Source organism: Candidatus Nanosynbacter lyticus, assembly GCF_000803625.1.
Lineage (GTDB): Bacteria > Patescibacteriota > Saccharimonadia > Saccharimonadales > Saccharimonadaceae > Nanosynbacter > Nanosynbacter lyticus.
The window spans coordinates 549,486-565,735 of record NZ_CP007496.1 but is presented as its reverse complement, the minus strand read 5'-3'; the positions used below and the strand labels follow the sequence as shown (position 1 = coordinate 565,735).

Annotated in this window: 15 protein-coding genes and 7 tRNA genes; 13 read left to right on the top strand and 9 right to left on the bottom strand. The window is 43.0% G+C overall.

Annotation, left to right across the window (positions count from 1 at the left end; translation table 11 throughout):
- Positions 1–2: 2 nt before the first annotated feature.
- Positions 3–79: transfer RNA gene (locus TM7x_RS02975), tRNA-Arg, on the bottom strand.
- A 24-nt stretch (positions 80–103) separates the two neighbouring features.
- Positions 104–180 (bottom strand) — tRNA-Arg (locus tag TM7x_RS02970).
- A gap of 54 nt (positions 181–234) precedes the next feature.
- On the opposite strand from TM7x_RS02970, the gene murB reads away from it, so the two are divergent.
- From murB to TM7x_RS03875, 6 genes are all read left to right on the top strand, one after another.
- Entirely contained in the window at positions 235–1,260 is a 1,026-nt protein-coding gene (gene murB / locus TM7x_RS02965; RefSeq protein ID WP_039327718.1) for a UDP-N-acetylmuramate dehydrogenase, read from the top strand.
- A 42-nt stretch (positions 1,261–1,302) separates the two neighbouring features.
- Positions 1,303–1,788 carry a type IV pilin protein gene (locus TM7x_RS02960; protein WP_039327716.1) on the top strand — a complete coding sequence of 162 codons (486 nt, stop codon included), beginning with the start codon at positions 1,303–1,305 and terminating at the stop codon, positions 1,786–1,788.
- Entirely contained in the window at positions 1,776–2,243 is a 468-nt protein-coding gene (locus TM7x_RS02955; RefSeq protein ID WP_138074094.1) for a type IV pilus modification PilV family protein, read from the top strand. Before TM7x_RS02960 ends, TM7x_RS02955 begins: the two co-directional genes overlap by 13 nt.
- Complete coding sequence (locus TM7x_RS02950) at positions 2,221–3,048, top strand: prepilin-type N-terminal cleavage/methylation domain-containing protein (protein ID WP_148305618.1); 828 nt, start codon at positions 2,221–2,223, stop codon at positions 3,046–3,048. Before TM7x_RS02955 ends, TM7x_RS02950 begins: the two co-directional genes overlap by 23 nt.
- On the top strand, positions 3,045–4,775 hold the full coding sequence (locus tag TM7x_RS02945; RefSeq protein ID WP_082001351.1) for an RCC1 domain-containing protein: 1,731 nt from the start codon (positions 3,045–3,047) through the stop codon (positions 4,773–4,775). The genes TM7x_RS02950 and TM7x_RS02945 overlap by 4 nt, the downstream gene beginning before the upstream one ends.
- Positions 4,776–4,853: 78 nt before the next feature.
- Positions 4,854–5,279 carry a prepilin-type N-terminal cleavage/methylation domain-containing protein gene (locus tag TM7x_RS03875; protein WP_052198851.1) on the top strand — a complete coding sequence of 142 codons (426 nt, stop codon included), beginning with the start codon at positions 4,854–4,856 and terminating at the stop codon, positions 5,277–5,279.
- 62 nt (positions 5,280–5,341) lie between these two features.
- Here the strand turns inward: TM7x_RS03875 and TM7x_RS02935 are convergent, their stop codons facing one another.
- Positions 5,342–6,610: a serine hydroxymethyltransferase gene (locus TM7x_RS02935; protein WP_039327706.1), complete on the bottom strand. Its 1,269-nt coding sequence runs from the start codon at positions 6,608–6,610 to the stop codon at positions 5,342–5,344.
- Between the two features lie 69 nt (positions 6,611–6,679).
- Between TM7x_RS02935 and TM7x_RS02930 the strand changes: the two genes are divergently transcribed.
- A complete protein-coding gene (locus tag TM7x_RS02930; protein WP_039328205.1) occupies positions 6,680–8,200 on the top strand; it encodes a helix-turn-helix domain-containing protein in 1,521 nt (506 codons plus the stop codon).
- Here the strand turns inward: TM7x_RS02930 and TM7x_RS02925 are convergent.
- Together TM7x_RS02925 and TM7x_RS02920 are read right to left on the bottom strand one after the other, a co-directional pair.
- The gene (locus tag TM7x_RS02925) at positions 8,190–9,995 is read right to left on the bottom strand and encodes a glycogen/starch/alpha-glucan phosphorylase (RefSeq protein WP_039327705.1); all 1,806 of its coding nucleotides are present in this window, start codon (positions 9,993–9,995) and stop codon (positions 8,190–8,192) included. The two genes, TM7x_RS02930 and TM7x_RS02925, sit on opposite strands and share 11 nt — an antisense overlap.
- A 33-nt stretch (positions 9,996–10,028) precedes the next feature.
- Positions 10,029–10,103, bottom strand: a tRNA-Gly gene (locus tag TM7x_RS02920).
- A gap of 43 nt (positions 10,104–10,146) precedes the next feature.
- Between TM7x_RS02920 and TM7x_RS02915 the strand changes: the two genes are divergently transcribed.
- Positions 10,147–10,223 (top strand) — tRNA-Arg (locus TM7x_RS02915).
- A 23-nt stretch (positions 10,224–10,246) separates the two neighbouring features.
- Complete coding sequence (locus TM7x_RS02910) at positions 10,247–10,660, top strand: hypothetical protein (protein WP_039327703.1); 414 nt, start codon at positions 10,247–10,249, stop codon at positions 10,658–10,660.
- 36 nt (positions 10,661–10,696) lie between these two features.
- Here the strand turns inward: TM7x_RS02910 and TM7x_RS02905 are convergent.
- Both TM7x_RS02905 and TM7x_RS02900 read right to left on the bottom strand, forming a co-directional pair.
- Positions 10,697–10,773: transfer RNA gene (locus TM7x_RS02905), tRNA-Lys, on the bottom strand.
- A gap of 86 nt (positions 10,774–10,859) precedes the next feature.
- Positions 10,860–10,937 (bottom strand) — tRNA-His (locus tag TM7x_RS02900).
- A 75-nt stretch (positions 10,938–11,012) separates the two neighbouring features.
- Between TM7x_RS02900 and TM7x_RS03870 the strand changes: the two genes are divergently transcribed.
- Positions 11,013–11,825 (top strand): bifunctional 5,10-methylenetetrahydrofolate dehydrogenase/5,10-methenyltetrahydrofolate cyclohydrolase, encoded by an 813-nt coding sequence (locus TM7x_RS03870; protein WP_052198850.1) that lies wholly within the window; start codon positions 11,013–11,015, stop codon positions 11,823–11,825.
- Here the strand turns inward: TM7x_RS03870 and TM7x_RS02890 are convergent.
- The gene (locus TM7x_RS02890) at positions 11,822–12,196 is read right to left on the bottom strand and encodes a response regulator (protein WP_039327701.1); all 375 of its coding nucleotides are present in this window, start codon (positions 12,194–12,196) and stop codon (positions 11,822–11,824) included. The two genes, TM7x_RS03870 and TM7x_RS02890, sit on opposite strands and share 4 nt — an antisense overlap.
- Before the next feature lie 40 nt (positions 12,197–12,236).
- Between TM7x_RS02890 and TM7x_RS02885 the strand changes: the two genes are divergently transcribed.
- Positions 12,237–13,598: a hypothetical protein gene (locus tag TM7x_RS02885; protein ID WP_039327700.1), complete on the top strand. Its 1,362-nt coding sequence runs from the start codon at positions 12,237–12,239 to the stop codon at positions 13,596–13,598.
- An 11-nt stretch (positions 13,599–13,609) separates the two neighbouring features.
- Positions 13,610–15,769 carry a sensor histidine kinase gene (locus tag TM7x_RS02880; RefSeq protein WP_039327699.1) on the top strand — a complete coding sequence of 720 codons (2,160 nt, stop codon included), beginning with the start codon at positions 13,610–13,612 and terminating at the stop codon, positions 15,767–15,769.
- Here TM7x_RS02880 and TM7x_RS02875 read toward each other — a convergent pair.
- Positions 15,766–15,981 carry a hypothetical protein gene (locus tag TM7x_RS02875; protein WP_039327697.1) on the bottom strand — a complete coding sequence of 72 codons (216 nt, stop codon included), beginning with the start codon at positions 15,979–15,981 and terminating at the stop codon, positions 15,766–15,768. The two genes, TM7x_RS02880 and TM7x_RS02875, sit on opposite strands and share 4 nt — an antisense overlap.
- A gap of 128 nt (positions 15,982–16,109) precedes the next feature.
- Between TM7x_RS02875 and TM7x_RS02870 the strand changes: the two genes are divergently transcribed.
- Positions 16,110–16,184 (top strand) — tRNA-Glu (locus TM7x_RS02870).
- The last annotated feature ends 66 nt before the right edge of the window (positions 16,185–16,250 follow it).

Sequence of the window (16,250 nt, the reverse complement as noted above, 5' to 3'; positions counted from 1 at the left end):
TCTGGTACCCCGCACAGGAATCGAACCTGCAACCTTTGGTACCGGAAACCAACGCTCTATCCAGTTGAGCTAACGGGGCGTGTGTCTTGTTAATTCAATAAAATGGTACACCCGGCAAGATTCGAACTTGCGACCCCTTGGTTCGAAGCCAAGTACTCTAATCCGCTGAGCTACGGGTGCATACAGAGGTATTATAGCATAGATGGCGACCGAGTAAAATGATATAATATACACATGGATGTCATGACGAACGTACCATTGAAGCAGTATACGACTATGAAATTAGGCGGTGAAACACGCTATATGGTGGCTGTAAATTCTGCTAGCGATGTTGTAACTTTATATCGGAATGCCCGAAAGGAAAATTTACCCATCTTTGTGCTGGGTGGCGGCAGTAATGTCATCACACGCGACGAAACATTTGAGGGAATCATTCTGTTGAATAAGATCGAGGGGTTTGAGGTCGTTGCTGATAATGACGATACGACAGATATCAAGATTGGTGCGGGCGAAGTTTGGGATGAAGTTGTTGAACGGGCTGTTGGTCTGGGGCTTCAGGGAATTGAGGCTATGTCGGGAATTCCGGGAACTGCCGGTGCTGCACCCGTTCAGAATGTTGGCGCTTACGGACAAGAGATCGCTGATACTTTAGTTAGTTTAGAAGCATACGATTCGAAAACTGATTCAATTGTGACGATTTCTGCTGATGAATGTGATTTCTCTTATCGCAATAGTATTTTTCGTGATAGTCAAAAGGGCCGTTACTGTATTTTAAATATTACTCTAAGATTAAATAAAGCAGAACCAAGGCCGCCATTTTATGCTTCGCTACAAAAATATATTGAAGATAATGATATTCGTGAAGTTAATTTGTCGGTAATTCGTGTAGCGGTGCTTAATATTCGCTCGGAAAAATTGCCAGATCCGGCTGAGATACCTAGCGCAGGCTCTTTTTTCAAGAACGCTTTGATCGAAAAATGGCAATTGGAACAACTGCAAAAAGAGTATAGTGATGTGCCAAATTATGCTATGTCTGACGGAAGATATAAAGTACCAACAGGCTGGCTGATTGATAGAGCTGGACTGAAAGGTTTTGCTAGTCATGGTATGAGGGTTTATGAAAAAAATGCTCTTGTGCTGGTAAATGAGTCGGCAACTGGCTATGGCGATTTAGCGGCAATTCGTGAGCAAATTATTCAAACGGTGTATGATAAATTTGGTATAAGAATTGAACAAGAACCGTTGGAACTTTCTTTGTAATAAGCATAGGCTTTTTTGTAAAACTGCGCTACAATATTGAATATGAATCGTAGGATGGGTGGTTATACGTTAATCGAGTTGGCGATAATTATTGTAGTCGTGTCAATTTTAGCGGGCCTCACCTTTGTTGGTAGTGAAAGATTTTCAAATCTCATTAAAAGAGAAAAACAGCGAGCTAATATTTCCGAGCTATCACTAAAGCTGGAGAGGTATTATAAATATAACAATACAAGCGGCATCGGGCATGAATATCCGTCGTGTGGTGATTTAACCAGGAATTTTTCGTCAATTGTAGGAGGCGATTCTTTGAAAAAGGAAATGATAAAGTGTAGTCGTAGCGACTGGGCTGGCGGAAGTAACGGCGAAATATTATATGAAGCCTCAAATATTGATGGACATGACTGCACTAAGCCGGCATCTGGCGCGCCATCTGATATAGTTGCAGCAACTTGCGTCAGGCATAGTATCACGTATAAAGATTTGTCCACTGGGGCAGAAAAAAAGGTGGATAGTATATGGCGCGACTAGTAAATAGAAGCGAGGGCTTTACAATAGTTGAGGTGGCAGTGACACTGGTTGTTATTGGTATTTTTATGGTTGTCATATTAAGTATGCAAGCTCAGGTCAGTACAATTTCAGTATTGAGTGCGCAGCAAACGAAGGCAAGTTTTCTGGCCTACAATAATATGCGTCGTTACGCGAACGACTCTCCGCCGTCATGGTTTAAGTGTAACACTGGTTCATCTGGTACTAGATATAGAGTTATGGAAAGAACGGAGAGTGTTGATGGCTTGCCAGGTATGGTGAGGCAGGAGGTGTATGCTTCGGCGCCGTATGGATGTAAGGATGCTAGTAGTAGTGGTGGTGGCAAGTCTAGCTTAGGTATGCCGGTTAAGGTAGAGTCAGTAGTAGAATATGGATTGCCGTCTTCTGGGGTTGGCAGTGGAAGAAAGGTGACACATGCAACATACGCAGCATTCTAAAGAAAATGGATTCACAATAACCGAATTAGTATTAGTAATGGTAATTATTGCTATGGTCGTCGGTGTCTTTAGCCAGATGCTGGTCTCGTCAAATCAAAGCGCTTCTATTAGTCGGGCTAGGGTTGATATTAACCGCAATCTTCACAACTCCATGGATGCAATTGAAACTGATGTACGGCAGGCAGTGCGATTTAAAGCCAGTGGCTATGACGGTTATGATACGTTCGCTGTAGATAGGAGTTTTTCTGGAGCTGGGCATAGCTGGAGCTACATGAATACACCATACGTCAACGGGACAAATAGGGTCCTGATATTGCTACAATATGCGACCACTATGGGACATGGTGCAGACTCGAGGCAGATTGTTTATCTAAGAACTCCAGGCGGCGACTGTGCGACTAAGAAGACTCAGCAGCCTAAGTATAAAAAAATAATAATATATTTCTTAAATAACGGAGAATTGCATAGACGTACTATCTATAACGACATGATTGACCCGTATGGACATCCATACTCGGGGTCTGCTGGTAATTATTTCTGTATGAATAATGTAGAGGCTAATAAATTTAAAGACCGAGCCATGAAGGTTCATCAAGATTCAATTTTAGCAACCGGTGTTTCTGAATTCGAAGTTGAGTATTACGAGGGGAAAACGAAAATACCTGATCAATACGATGTAGTTAAAAGCTACCCAGGGATACTTGATTCTGCTGATAATGTAGTAGTTACTTTAAAATTACAGTCGCCAAGTAAACAGATTTCTGAATCACAAACATTAACTATACGAAAGATTAATAACTTATGATGCGAAAAAAAGACGGCTACTCCTTGGTGCTAATCGTGCTTATGAGCACCTTTATATTAGTGGTTTTGGCGGGCGCTATGAGAGTTGTGACGCAGTCATATATCTACTCGCAGGAGGAATATTATTATAAATTAGCCCAAGAAGCTGGTGAGGCGGGTACAGCATATGCCAACGCCTGTCTGGATGCTAATAATGCAGAGCAATCGTGGACTCCAGCTGCCGGCAGTGCAGGCCCGCTTCGCCCGGAAACTGACTGTTTGGGGGCGGTAAAGTTTAGTGGGAATAAATATGTATTTGAAAATGGTAAATTGCGAACAAATTTTGAGGTTGGTAAATTAGAGGCTTCGACTAAAGCGTCAGCACTGTCAGCCGCTACTGCTCAGATTTCCGCTATTGGTAGAACTGAAGTGATGAGCGGTAGCAGAGTAATAAAAACCTATACAGTTATTGTTAAAAAGTCTGTGACCTGGCCGGCTGATATCGACGCAACGCGCACAGTGAGTGGCACTAACCGCACCTGTGCGATTCTGTCAAACAACGTATGGTGTTGGGGTAGTAATAATATGGGTCAATTAGGGGATGGCACTACCAACGACTCCAATATTCCAGTAAAAGTTCGTTCTGTTGGTGACATGAAATATGGAAAGATTATTGATATATTTACAGCACAGCACCACAGCTGCGTACTAACTCAGCTGGGCAGTAATAAAAAAGTATATTGTTGGGGTAGTAATAAAGACGGTCAGCTAGGCAATGGGTCATCTGGGGAGGGTAATTATTCTAGTGTTCCGGTTGAGGTTGGTGGCGCTCTCGTAGGTAAAGACGTTACGTCAATTGGAGGAACTGGTGACGTCTCCTGTGCTATTGTGTCTGGTAAAATTTACTGCTGGGGTCGGAACAATATGGGCCAATTGGGCTTCGGAAATCCTGGAAACCCTGGATTTCGTGCTACGCCAGTGCAGATTAACTCAGGCGGCCATAATAGACTTCCTAGTAATTATTTTGCAACTAAGTTGGCAACCGGTGGATCGCGCTCGCAAACAATGTGTGCTATAACTACTGAAAAAAGGGCTTATTGTTGGGGTCTAGCCAGGTTTGGCCAGATGGGTATTGGTCCAATATCTGGTAATCACTACAGTTACGCTACTCGAGTTAAGGACTTAGAAAATGTAACTGATATATCTCAAGATGGTTATACTTGGGCGTCAGATCATGCCTACGTATCTCATACCTGCGCTATTGCCTCAGGTAAGGTGTATTGTTGGGGTGGTGCTGGTCGCGGGCAGTCTGGTCCTCTGGGCCATGGTGCCTTTGGTGCGCATTTTCAGCCAGTACAAGTTAATAGTCTACCGGGAGTTCCGCTACGAATTGAGGTTGGGATTGCTCACTCTTGTGCCTTAGTGAACGATCATGGCAATAAGAAGGTATATTGCTGGGGTGATAATAAGCTTGGTCAGCTGGGGATTAATTCTAATACTCCACAATTTTCTACCAGTCCGAAGCCTGTTTATGTTGGTATTGGTGGATTGCCGCCAACAGAGTCGGTAGTGGACATTGCGGCGGGAGCAAACCGCGGTTGTGCAATTATGACAAATAAGCGTTCTTACTGTTGGGGATTAAATGATAATGGGCAGATTGGTGACGGAACTTCAGGTAGTGAGAATAATAGGTTTAGTCCAACAGAGTCATTATTCCTTCGTCCAGTCCAGAATCGATATATATATTAAAAATGCTTGCGCTTTTAAATACGTTGTAGTATTATCAAATTACAAATCAAACTAACACAATTTAGGGGGCACATTATCGTGACTACAAAGAATATTAAAAATCAAGGTTTTACGCTCGTTGAGCTTTTGATTGTTATCGTGATTATCGCGATTTTGACAGTTGTTTCTTTGGTTGCATACAACGGTTTGCAGAACCAGGCAAAGACATCAGCTGCTAAATCAACAGTTGACTCAGTTGCTAAGAAAGCTGAACTGTACAACACCGAAGAGGGTAAGTATCCAGCTCAGGTTTCAGACTTGACTGGTGCAGACACAAAGAAGTCTTACTACATTGCTCCAGCCAATGTTGCTGAATTAGGTACTGGTACTTTTGGTTCAAGTACTCCAACTACAACAGTTAAATACACTAAGTGTGGTACCGGCGACCCAACGGGTGCAAAGATTGAGTACTACGACTACAGTAAGAATACTGTTGAGACTCGCATAGTTGGTACTGGCTGTTAATCAGTCATATACCAATAATAAAACTCCGGTCATAGTACCGGAGTTTTATTATGTTTTAGGAATTAAATGGCGCTTAATGTTTGGCAGAAATGTTTGACCTCTTGGCGGAGTTTGACTAGTCTCTCTTCGCTGTCACGATGATTGATTGCCTGTTTCATCCATTCGGCTATTTTTTCCATATCCGCCTCTTTGGCTCCGCGTGTGGTAACGGCGGGAGTTCCTAGGCGAATGCCGCTTGGTCGAAAGCGTGTCAAACTGTCATTTGGTGTAGCGTTGGCGTTTAGGGTTAGGCCTATCTTATCCATAGCAATTTCCGCTTCTTTACCGTCAATTCCAAAACTATTGTAAACATCTGCCAAAATAAGATGGTTGTTAGTGCCTCCAGTAACTAGTTTAAAATCTCGTTTTTGCAATTCTTCTGCTAGCTTTTTTGCGTTCTTAACAATTTGCTCAGCGTAATCTTTGAATTCTGGCTGTAGCGCCTCACCAAACGCGACGGCTTTAGCGGCGATGGTATGCATGTGTGGACCGCCTTGTGTGCCGGGGAATACTGCTCTATCAATCAACGTCGGTAGATTCTCGAGAGTTTTTTCTGGCTTTTTCAGTGGGTTACCGACAACGCCACGGCTGAGGATTAAACCGCCACGCGGACCACGTAAGGTTTTGTGTGTGGTGGTGGTAATAACATGAAAACCGTAGTCGAATGGATTTTTAGCAACGCCACCAACAATCAATCCAGCAATGTGACTCATATCCGCCATCAGCATGGCACCAATCTCATTGCCAATTTCGGCAAATTTTTCATAGTCTAATTCTCGGGGGTACGCTGAAAAGCCAGCTAAGATAATTTTTGGTTTATGTTTTAACGCCAATTGCCGAATCTCTTCATAATCAATTTCACCAGTTTCTACATCCTTAATACCGTAGCGAATGAAATTATACTCGCGCGCACTACGAGTTACTGACGCGCCGTGCGTCAAGTGTCCGCCATGTGCCAAGTCCATCGCCAGAATGGTGTCGCCTGGCTCACACCACGCGTAATAGACGGCTTCGTTGGCCTGGGCTCCAGAATGTGGCTGAACATTAGCGTGATCAGCTCCGAATAATTGCTTGGCGCGGTCGATTGCAATTTGTTCAATTTGGTCAGTGTTTTCTTGTCCACCGTAATAGCGGCGTCCAGGATAGCCCTCAGAGTATTTGTTGGTAAAAACGCTACCTAGCGCTTTCAGCACGTCTGATGACACATAATTTTCACTAGGAATTAATTCCAAACCGTCTGTTTGGCGGATTTTTTCTGCTTTTATAAGTTGCTCAATTTGCTTATCTTTCATGTATGTGCCTCCAATAATATCCATTATATCATTGCCTGTATATATCATTAGTGATATAATCTACGCATGATAAAAGATAAGTATCTTCAAAAAATCGGCAATTTAATTGCTGAAAATCGCCAAAAGCAAGGGTTAACGCAGATGCAGTTGGCTGAAGCAATTGGTACATCTCAGAGTGCCATTAATCGTATTGAAAACGGTGGTCAGAATATTAGTATTGAGATGATTGCTCGTATTAGTGAAGTGCTTAATAATAATATCGTGACTGTGAATCATTCTGGAAAAATGAATTTTAGAGTGTCTGGCGGAAAAAAATTGTCTGGTGAGATACAGGTCAAGACAAGTAAAAATGCTGCAGTGGGGCTCCTTTGCGCAAGCTTGCTAAATAAGGGTAAGACAACCCTCAGGAAGGTGGCACGAATTGAGGAAGTTAATCGGATTATTGAGGTTCTAAATTCAATTGGTGTTAAAACTCGCTGGTTGAACGGTAGTGATTTGGAGATTATTCCCCCTGCTAGGCTAAAGCTGGAGGATATGGATATTACCGCTGCTAAGCGTACGCGTACGGTGATTATGTTCCTAGGCCCACTACTTTACCAATATGAGGATTTTAAGCTGCCGTTTGCGGGCGGCTGTAACTTGGGTAAGCGCACAGTGGAGCCTCACTTGAGCGGGTTAAGACATTTTGGCATGAGTGTAACGGCAGAAACTGATTATTATCATGCGAAAACCAATGTCCATTCTGGCGATCGGACGATTCTTTTAACGGAGCGTGGCGATACAGTAACTGAAAATATTATTATGGCGGCGGCGCTTTCTCCAGATACGACTATCATTCGCAATGCTAGCCCAAATTACATGGTTCAGGATGTTTGCTTTTTCTTAAAGAAGCTGGGTGTAAAAATAGAGGGAATTGGAACGACGACTCTAAAAATTACAGGACGTAAACGAATTAGCAAAAATTTGGATTATTACCCAAGCGAAGATCCAATTGAGGCGATGAGTTTTATTGCGGCTGGCGTGGTGACAGATTCAGAAATTACTATTCGTCGTGCACCAATTGAGTTTTTGGAAATTGAGTTAGCTACGTTAGCAGAGATGGGTCTTAAGTTTGAGCTGAGCGAGGAATATCTGGCTGACAATGGGCAGACTCGTTTGGTGGACATTATGCTGTATCGCTCCAAGCTCCAGGCCGCCAAAGACAAGCTGCATGCTTTGCCGTTTCCTGGAATTAATATGGATAATCTGCCGTTTCTGGGGCTTATTGCAACGGTTGCTAAAGGTCGTACGTTGGTGCATGATTGGAGCTATGAAAACCGAGCAATTTATTTCACCGAGCTTAGTAAGTTGAACGCGCAAATTGAGCTAGTCGATCCGCACCGCGTTTATATCACTGGTCCAACAAAATGGAAATCTGCTGATGTTGTTGCTCCACCAGCGCTTCGTCCGTCTGTTGTTATATTGCTTGCGATGCTGGCGGCGCCAGGCGTGTCTATTCTAAGGGATGTGTATTCAATTAACCGTGGCTACGAAGAACTGGCTGCTCGCTTAAATTCTTTGGGTGCTGAAATTGAAGTAGTTATTGAATAACAATTCGCTTAACAGAGGGCTCTTTTTTAGGCTGAGTTTGTGTTTTGGGAAATATAAATTTTAGATAATCCTTCATCATCCTGGCGCCAGAAATTATTGGTAAGTAATTATTTAACTGGTGACGTATATGTTTTTCCAGCAGCTGATCATTTTTCACTATGGCTGCAGCTTTATGCATATTAACGTATAGCGATAAGACCTCAGCCTCATAATTTTTACCAGACACTTCCAAGCAGGCAATTGGTTGAATATCTGCTACGCCGCCATCGTTCGTGGAAATAAGTATTTTTAGGTTAGCGATATCTTTTTCCCATGATGTCCCGCAGGCCTCTAGTCCAACAATAGGTATATTTATGGCGATGTCAGATCCGATTGCTAAGGCTCGTCCTAATTCTTCATCATAATCTTGTATGTAATGAACTCTTTCGCGTAGAACTGGATCTTGATCAATTAACTTTAGGACCTCTAATAGTTTTTGGTACATAGTTACGTCGCCCTGGTGGACTTTTCCTGTCAGTATGTAGTGCGCGTTGTGATTGATTAGGATTTGCCGTAGTGCGTTGGGGTTTTCGAATGGCATGTAGGGTCGTTTATAATTGGCGAATCGCCGCTTGAAGTCGAATAATATTGCATTTTCTGGGACCTGGATGGATTTGTTGTATTGATCCTGGCGTTTTAATAAAACTCGATTGAGCTCTTTACGCCCCAGCTTTTTTAGATATCTTATATCGGCACTGTGGATGAGATTTAATTGCCGAGAAAAATCATCTGTAGGTAGGCCAAATTTATCTATGATATTGTTATTGTGATATGTCTGAAGAGTTTCTGGTAGCGTCCATGTCTCCAGGTCGATGCCATTGGTAATTGCGTGAAATTTGACCTTGTCGTTGTTGCGGTCGCGGAAATTCGCCACTCGTGCGTGCAGTTTACTGACACCATTTTTGGCTTCGGTCAGTTCGATTGCCAGCAAATTCGGTCGCAAGCGGTCGTTACGAAATTGCTCCATCAGCCAGCAGCGCACGGCGTTGCTTTTGAGATTTGGCAGTACCAATTTTTCAAATTGTGAGCGGTGGAATTCTGGCTCAGCTGCCTGTAGCAGGGTGTGGTTGGTATAGAGCGTGTGCTTGCGCACGTAGACGATTGCTTCATACAGGTTCATGCCGTTGGCACATAGCTCGTCCAGTCGCGCCAGTGCCGCAAATATTGTTGCGGTTTCGTTGAGCTGGATGACGGCTGGCTTGATGCCGAGTAGCTTGAGCGCTTTATAGCCGCCAAATCCAAGCGCGACTTCTTGGTAAAGTCGGTGATCGCCCGAGCCTTCACCTTCGTACAATTTCCCAAAGTTTGGCTCTGAGATGGTAATAAATTGCGTTGAGCCGAGTACCTTTTTGAAAATACTCAAACTAGCATCAGGAAACCCACGTGAACTAATGGACACTTCGTCGATGTATTCAAAGCCATAGTCTTTTGGTGATACAGTTTCTGAAAATTCTTCCTGCTCTAGGTTGGTAATTTTTTGGTGCGATTCACTGCGGTAAAATGGCGTCACTACCACAAATGGCACGTCTAATTTTTCGGCCACTCGCCGTGTGTCCGCCGCCAGCACGCCCAAGCCGCCACCACCTTTGATGCCGTTGGCTTTGTCGTAAATTTCCATCGTCCAGTAGATATACGGTCTGGAGCTAGACAGCTGATGAGTCAAGCTACTACGTTCAATGATGTCATAAAATTCAGAGGCATCTTCGATGTCTTGTAGTTGGTATTTTGGTTTTTCTGTGTAAAAATATGGATCCATGATGCCCTTTATGGATGGGAATTATCTTAAAATTGGTGCGGGTGCGGAGAATCGAACTCCGATCTCAAGTTTGGAAAACTTGCATACTAACCGCTGTACTACACCCGCAAGCTTGTATGATTATAGCAGAAAGATGATATAATGTGAATACGCCCTGATAGCTCAGCTGGATAGAGCAGAGGACTTCTAAGCCTAAGGTCGTAGGTTCGAATCCTACTCGGGGCGCCATTTCATATAACAATAGGGGGTATATGGACGCAAATTGGAAACCGCAGATGACGCGGGAAATGATGATGAGATTATCTGGTCCCAGGAATGGGTCGATTGATGGACCTAAAGCGTATGGTTTGACGGAGCGGAGCTTAAAAGTTAATCGCCGCCAAACGATTTCGGAGCGGCAATATGTCAAAAGCTACCGAACCTCTATGGTGGCTAATAGTTCGGCTGGAGTAAGACGGGTTGGTGCAGAAATAGGGGCGACATCTGGAGTCGGCGCGAATAATAGTAGTCCAAGTCTAGCTGGCGGAAATCGTCAGATTAATAGTACTGCTTTGGGAAGGGGTGGCGGCGGATCTTTGGCAAATTCTCGCCAATCATTTAATGCAGCAAGTTCGCAGACAGTTTTTCGTGAGCCGCCTTCTCGTGGGTATAATCCATTTAGCTAAATAAAAAAATCCTCACTCCGTGTGAGGCTATTTTTTTGGAGGGCCAGGAGGGGCTCGAACCCTCGACACCCTGCTTAAGAGGCAGGTGCTCTAACCAGCTGAGCTACTGGCCCACGATTTCATTATACAACAATCGATAAAAATGTCTACTATTTTACCGTAAAAATAATTTTTGGTACTAGCAAATTGCTGTAAGACTTGGGGCGAATGATGGGGTTCGAACCCACGGCCTCCGGAGCCACAATCCAGCGCTCTAACCAAACTGAGCTACATCCGCCATAGACCAAGCTTTTTGAATTATAGCACATACTATATCTGTACTCAAGATAGTAAAATTGCTATACTTAAGCTAATGAAAGAGCTAAATGGTTCAGAATTAGCCGGCTTTATTAAGGAGCGGCAAGCAAAGCAGGTTCGTGCTCTGAGGCAAGCTTGGCATATTCAACCGCGCCTGGCAATTGTGACGGACACTGAGAATCCCGTTATTGAAACTTACATGCGTTTGAAGCAGCGATACGGTGCGGATATTTTGATTGATGTGGAGATCCATCGGGCGGAGGCGGGCCAGGTTTTAGGTGTGATTAACGCGCTAAATAATCGTGATGACGTTCAGGGGATAATTTTACAGCTACCAATTAGTAATCCTCGACAAACTGAGGAATTGCTGGAGAGTATTCGGATAGATAAAGATGTTGATGGTCTGCGTCAGCGGACGGATTTTCAGGCGGCCACACCGACAGCTATTAATTGGCTGTTGGCTGGCTATGGTATTGATCTTAAGGGCAAAAAAATTGCGATTATTGGGCGAGGTCGTCTGGTCGGGGCTCCTTTAGAGAAGATGTGGCTGAAATCTGGTATTGACGCTACGGTGTTTGAAAAAGGAGATGATTTATCGCAGTTGATTAACTATGACGTTGTTGTGTCGGCGACTGGTGTTCCGGGTTTAATCACTGATCGGATGGTTAAGCCAAAAGCGGTGGTTGTTGATGCGGGAACGGCTTCGGAAGATGGGAAAATAGTGGGTGATGTGTCGGATGAAGTGCGACTGCGTGAAGATATTTTAATAACTCCGAAAAAAGGTGGCGTTGGTCCGCTGACGGTATCGGCTCTGTTTGATAATTTAATTACGGCGTGTTTAAAGATTGCTAATCAGGCTAAAGATTAGGAAGTAGTCTTTATAGCAGATTTAACTTGCTCAGCGACTTGGCGCGGTGTAAGGTTGGCTTTTACGATATAGCTGTGTATGCCTAGTTTTTTCAATTCGCGCGGCGCCTCTTCTTCGCCTAAATTAGTCAGGACAATAACGGGAATAGTTTTCCCCCAATCCTTAGACCTAATGTGTTTTAAGGCTTCTGTGCCATCCATCTCTGGCATTTGTAAATCCAGTAGAATGATATCTGGTTGGAATTTTTCGACAACTTCTATACCAATCTGGCCGTTGGCCGCCAGGCGGACTTCAAATCCATCTGACTCAAATTTCATTCGGTACATCTGGCTGATGGTTGGGTCGTCTTCAATGATGGCAATTTTTATCATGCTCTAAGTATAGCATAATAATTATGGTATAATTTTTGACATGGAAAAATTTGGGAATAATTGTGGCGGTCGCGAGTTTGTTGATGGGTTTGACTTCGAAGCTAATAAAAAATTAAATGGAGAAATTGCAGACCTCAGAGCTCAAGGATATGAGGTTCGGGTGGGCGAAAAGAACGATCCTGCATATGATAATCCAGAGAAGATTGAAAAAGTATATAGCTATCTGGAAAGAGGCGGAAGAGAATTAAGAGAAGTGCGAAATAGGTTTATTCGCAGTAATATGGGTAGGGCTGCAGTTGCTGTTGTGAGTAAAATTCCTTTTATAAGTAAATTGGCGGGTCGTTGGAATAAAGAACTTGATGACTTCTTAGAAACTTACCGTGATGAGTTGCTGTACGGTGAGAAAGAGACTAACTCTCAGCCGTGGCATAAGCAACGGGGCTCAGCTTCAACGTTCTTATCAATTGGGCCGGCATTTTCTTTGGCGGTTATAGAGGGTGGCAAGTTGGCCTTTCCGGGCAGATATCCAACAATGAGCGGTCCAGTAGGCGAATCGTTATTTGACGAAAAGATTGACGGTGTTCCGTTGAGATACATGATGATTGAAGCCGAAGTGGCAAATCACGATAAAACTCAACAAGAAGCAGCACGAGCGGTAGATGAGAGAATCAATAATGTTCGCGAATTTATCAAAGCGCCGGTGACGCCAAAATTTGCTGAGGTTATTAAATATTGCATGGATTCGCTGGGTATCCGTGAGCGGGGAGATTTGGTGAAAAAAATAACCATTGATCACATATTGGATATTGATATGCAAAATGAGAATCGGTCAATTGACGATATGCTAGTCATGAGCTTTGGTTGCGGAACCGGACTGCCGACCCTAGAGATGCTAAAAGAACTAAAAGAAAAAACTGGCCAGGCTCCAACGGCTATTTTGATTGATCAAGATCCGCTGGCTTTAGCGGCAGCGCAGAATCTAGCAAAGAAAATGGGACTGGAAAATAACGTGGAGATTCATTGCCATAGGCTTTTTAGTAAGTTTGGGCGTCCGTTGGGTCTGAAGAAAGTTTTAAAAGGTCGGCAAGTAGATGTCATGGAGGATTCTGGCTTGCGCGAATATCTTCCTGATATGGTGCATAAAAAATTAACGGAGGAATCTTGGGGATTCTTGCGAGATGGCGGTCTAATGATTACCGGCAATATGAATGCAAATCGTCCGCAAAAAGATTTTCTCCATGGTTTAATGGGTTGGACTCCAAACGTAATCATGCGTCCAATTGCCAGAAGTCTTAAATTGCTTCAAGCGGCTGGTGTATCAAAGGATAATATTACCGCAAATATTACCGCAAGTAGTGTTTACTCGGTTTTTGCGGTTGAAAAACCAGATAAAATGCTATAATAAGCATTAGCATGATGTCTCGAGCATTAGTACTGGGTATGGTTGCGCTAATGGCGCTAATTTTAGGCATGCTAGTGCTTAAAAAATCTAAACGCCATTACGATACTAAACAGTGGTTTTTCTTAGTCTGTTTATGCTTGGCTGTGTGGTCGGCTGGACTAGAGATGTTTTCTTTGGCGGATAATGGAGCAGCACTAGACATTGCTTCGCGGTGGTTTTATGTTGCTTCGGCGGTTTTCTGTCCAGCGTTGGCTATCTTTACCGCTAAGTCATTTCTTCCCCTAACGAAGTCCGTAAGGAGTTTTATCTTTATATCTAGTTCGTTATTTATAGTATTGTCTATATATATTATTTTGGCGCCTGAGTTTATTATTAACGCATCAGAGATTACGACACCAGTAGATTTTTCACAAATTCCTATTAATGCTGTCAATTATATAGTTTTTGCTACTTTTTTCTCAGTATTTTTCTTAGTTGTTATGTGGTTTGGTTATGTGGCGTGGCGGAAGTCTGATACTATTCGCCGTAAGCAGGTGGCCATTTACATGACTGGCTTGTTGGTATCTAGTATTCCGGGGTTTGTAGTTGACTTATTGTTGCCAGCTCTTGGCGATTATAGATACGTGTGGGTTGGACCGGTGGCAATTATCCTCTTTCTGTTTGCAATTATGTATAGCATCGTAAAATATAGATTAATGGACGTAAAAACGGCAGTGGCTCGCAGTGTTTCATACATGCTACTGCTAATCGCGCTAGCTGTCGTTTACATAATCTCTGCTTATGTGATTTCGATTGTTATTTTCCAGCGGACCTTGACAATTGATAGTCGTTTGAATTTCATGAACATGGTTCTAGCTATACTTTTGGCGTTCTTATATCAGCCCATTAAGAGGTTCTTTAATAAGTTGACGGATAGGGTTTTTTATTATGGTGAGTATGACGCTGATACTTTTGCGCGCGAGATTAGTAAGATATTAACTTACACGGTGGACCTACAATTGCTGACGCGGCGGGTCGGCAATTATATAGCAAGTTCATTGAAAGCGGAGAAAGTGGCGTTTTGTATTCCAGAAAAGGGAATTTATGGTCGAACTGGTCGGCGGCGCTTGTCGGTTGTCGAGGAGGACGTGCGTAGGATTATGGACTATTACTATAAAAATTGCAGTTTTCCAGAGGTTATATTAGCGAATCAAGTTAAGGACCCAGAGCTAAAAAAACTCTTAGATATTCATCGTACAAAAATTGTCATACCTCTTTTACATCAAAATCAAGAAACAGGAATTTTATTTTTAGGGGAGCATAAGAGCTTGGGTTATAGCTCTCGGGATATTGAAATGTTGGAATCAATTTCTGGTGAGCTGGCCGTGTCAATACGCAACTCTCTTTCAATGGAAGAAATAAATGAGCTAAATAAAAGTTTGCAGCGTAGAATTGATGAGGCAACAAAAGAGCTGAGGTTTAGTAACCGCCAGCTGCAGCGTCTGGATGAGGCGAAAAATGAGTTTATTTCTATGGCTTCACATCAGTTAAGAACGCCACTGACTAGCATTAAAGGTTACTTGGATATGATGCTGGAAGGAGATTTGGGGAAAATATCGCCAACCCAGCGAGCGGTTCTTAGAGAGGCATTTTCTTCTAGTGAACGAATGGTGCGGTTAATTAATGACTTTCTTAATGTGTCGCGGCTTCAGACTGGAAAGTTTACCATTGATAAACAGAGTGTGGATATCGCACAGATTCTCCGTGATGAAGTCTCATTACTTAAGGTTGTGGCAGATCAGCGCTCGGTCGAGATGGTCTTAAAGATTGATAAAAAGATACCTTCGCTAGCGTTTGATTCTGAGAAGATTCGCCAAGTTATGCTGAATATGATTGACAATGCTATTTATTATTCAAACCCACACAAAAAGGTGGTGATTACTTTAAAGAGTAGTGGTAAAATGATTGAGTTTTCAGTAAAGGACTCGGGAATTGGTGTGCCAAAGTCGGAGCAGGCAAATCTATTTGGCAAGTTTTTCCGTGGCACTAATGCTAAAAAACGACGGCCCGATGGTACGGGCGTCGGGTTATTCTTGGCGAAGAAAGTCATTTTGTCGCACGATGGGGAAATGATTTTTGAATCAGAAGAAGGAAAGGGTAGTACCTTCGGATTTAAGCTGCCAGTTCGTTAGCGAAATAGGCTGACGATTCCAGAAACAGTAATTATAATTGCAGCGACAATTAGCAAGGTTATGCCAATTATGCGAATAATCTTCTTTCGGTCAAATAGCCATTGAGATAATTTGGAGCGATTTGCTGCTGTGATACGTGTTATTTTTGGTCGTTGAACTGTAGCGTCTGCGCCAGAATATTTTTTATTGCGTTTCTTCTTCTGTTTTACCATAGACTTATTATACATTAAAGCATCACTATCCAATAAGAGCGGGGCGACTGACTCTGGGCGAATTACCGACAACTGTCCGCTTGACTATAGACATTTTTACAATAATTTGCTATGATATCTGAAGTCGTGGCCTTATCGTCTAACGGTTAGGACACCAGGTTTTCATCCTGGCAATCCGGGTTCGATTCCCGGTAAGGTCACCAATTAAGAGTAATAATTTGAACTATCGCCTGTCTAGCGATTTTTTATTTGTTGATTTTTTGGCTATG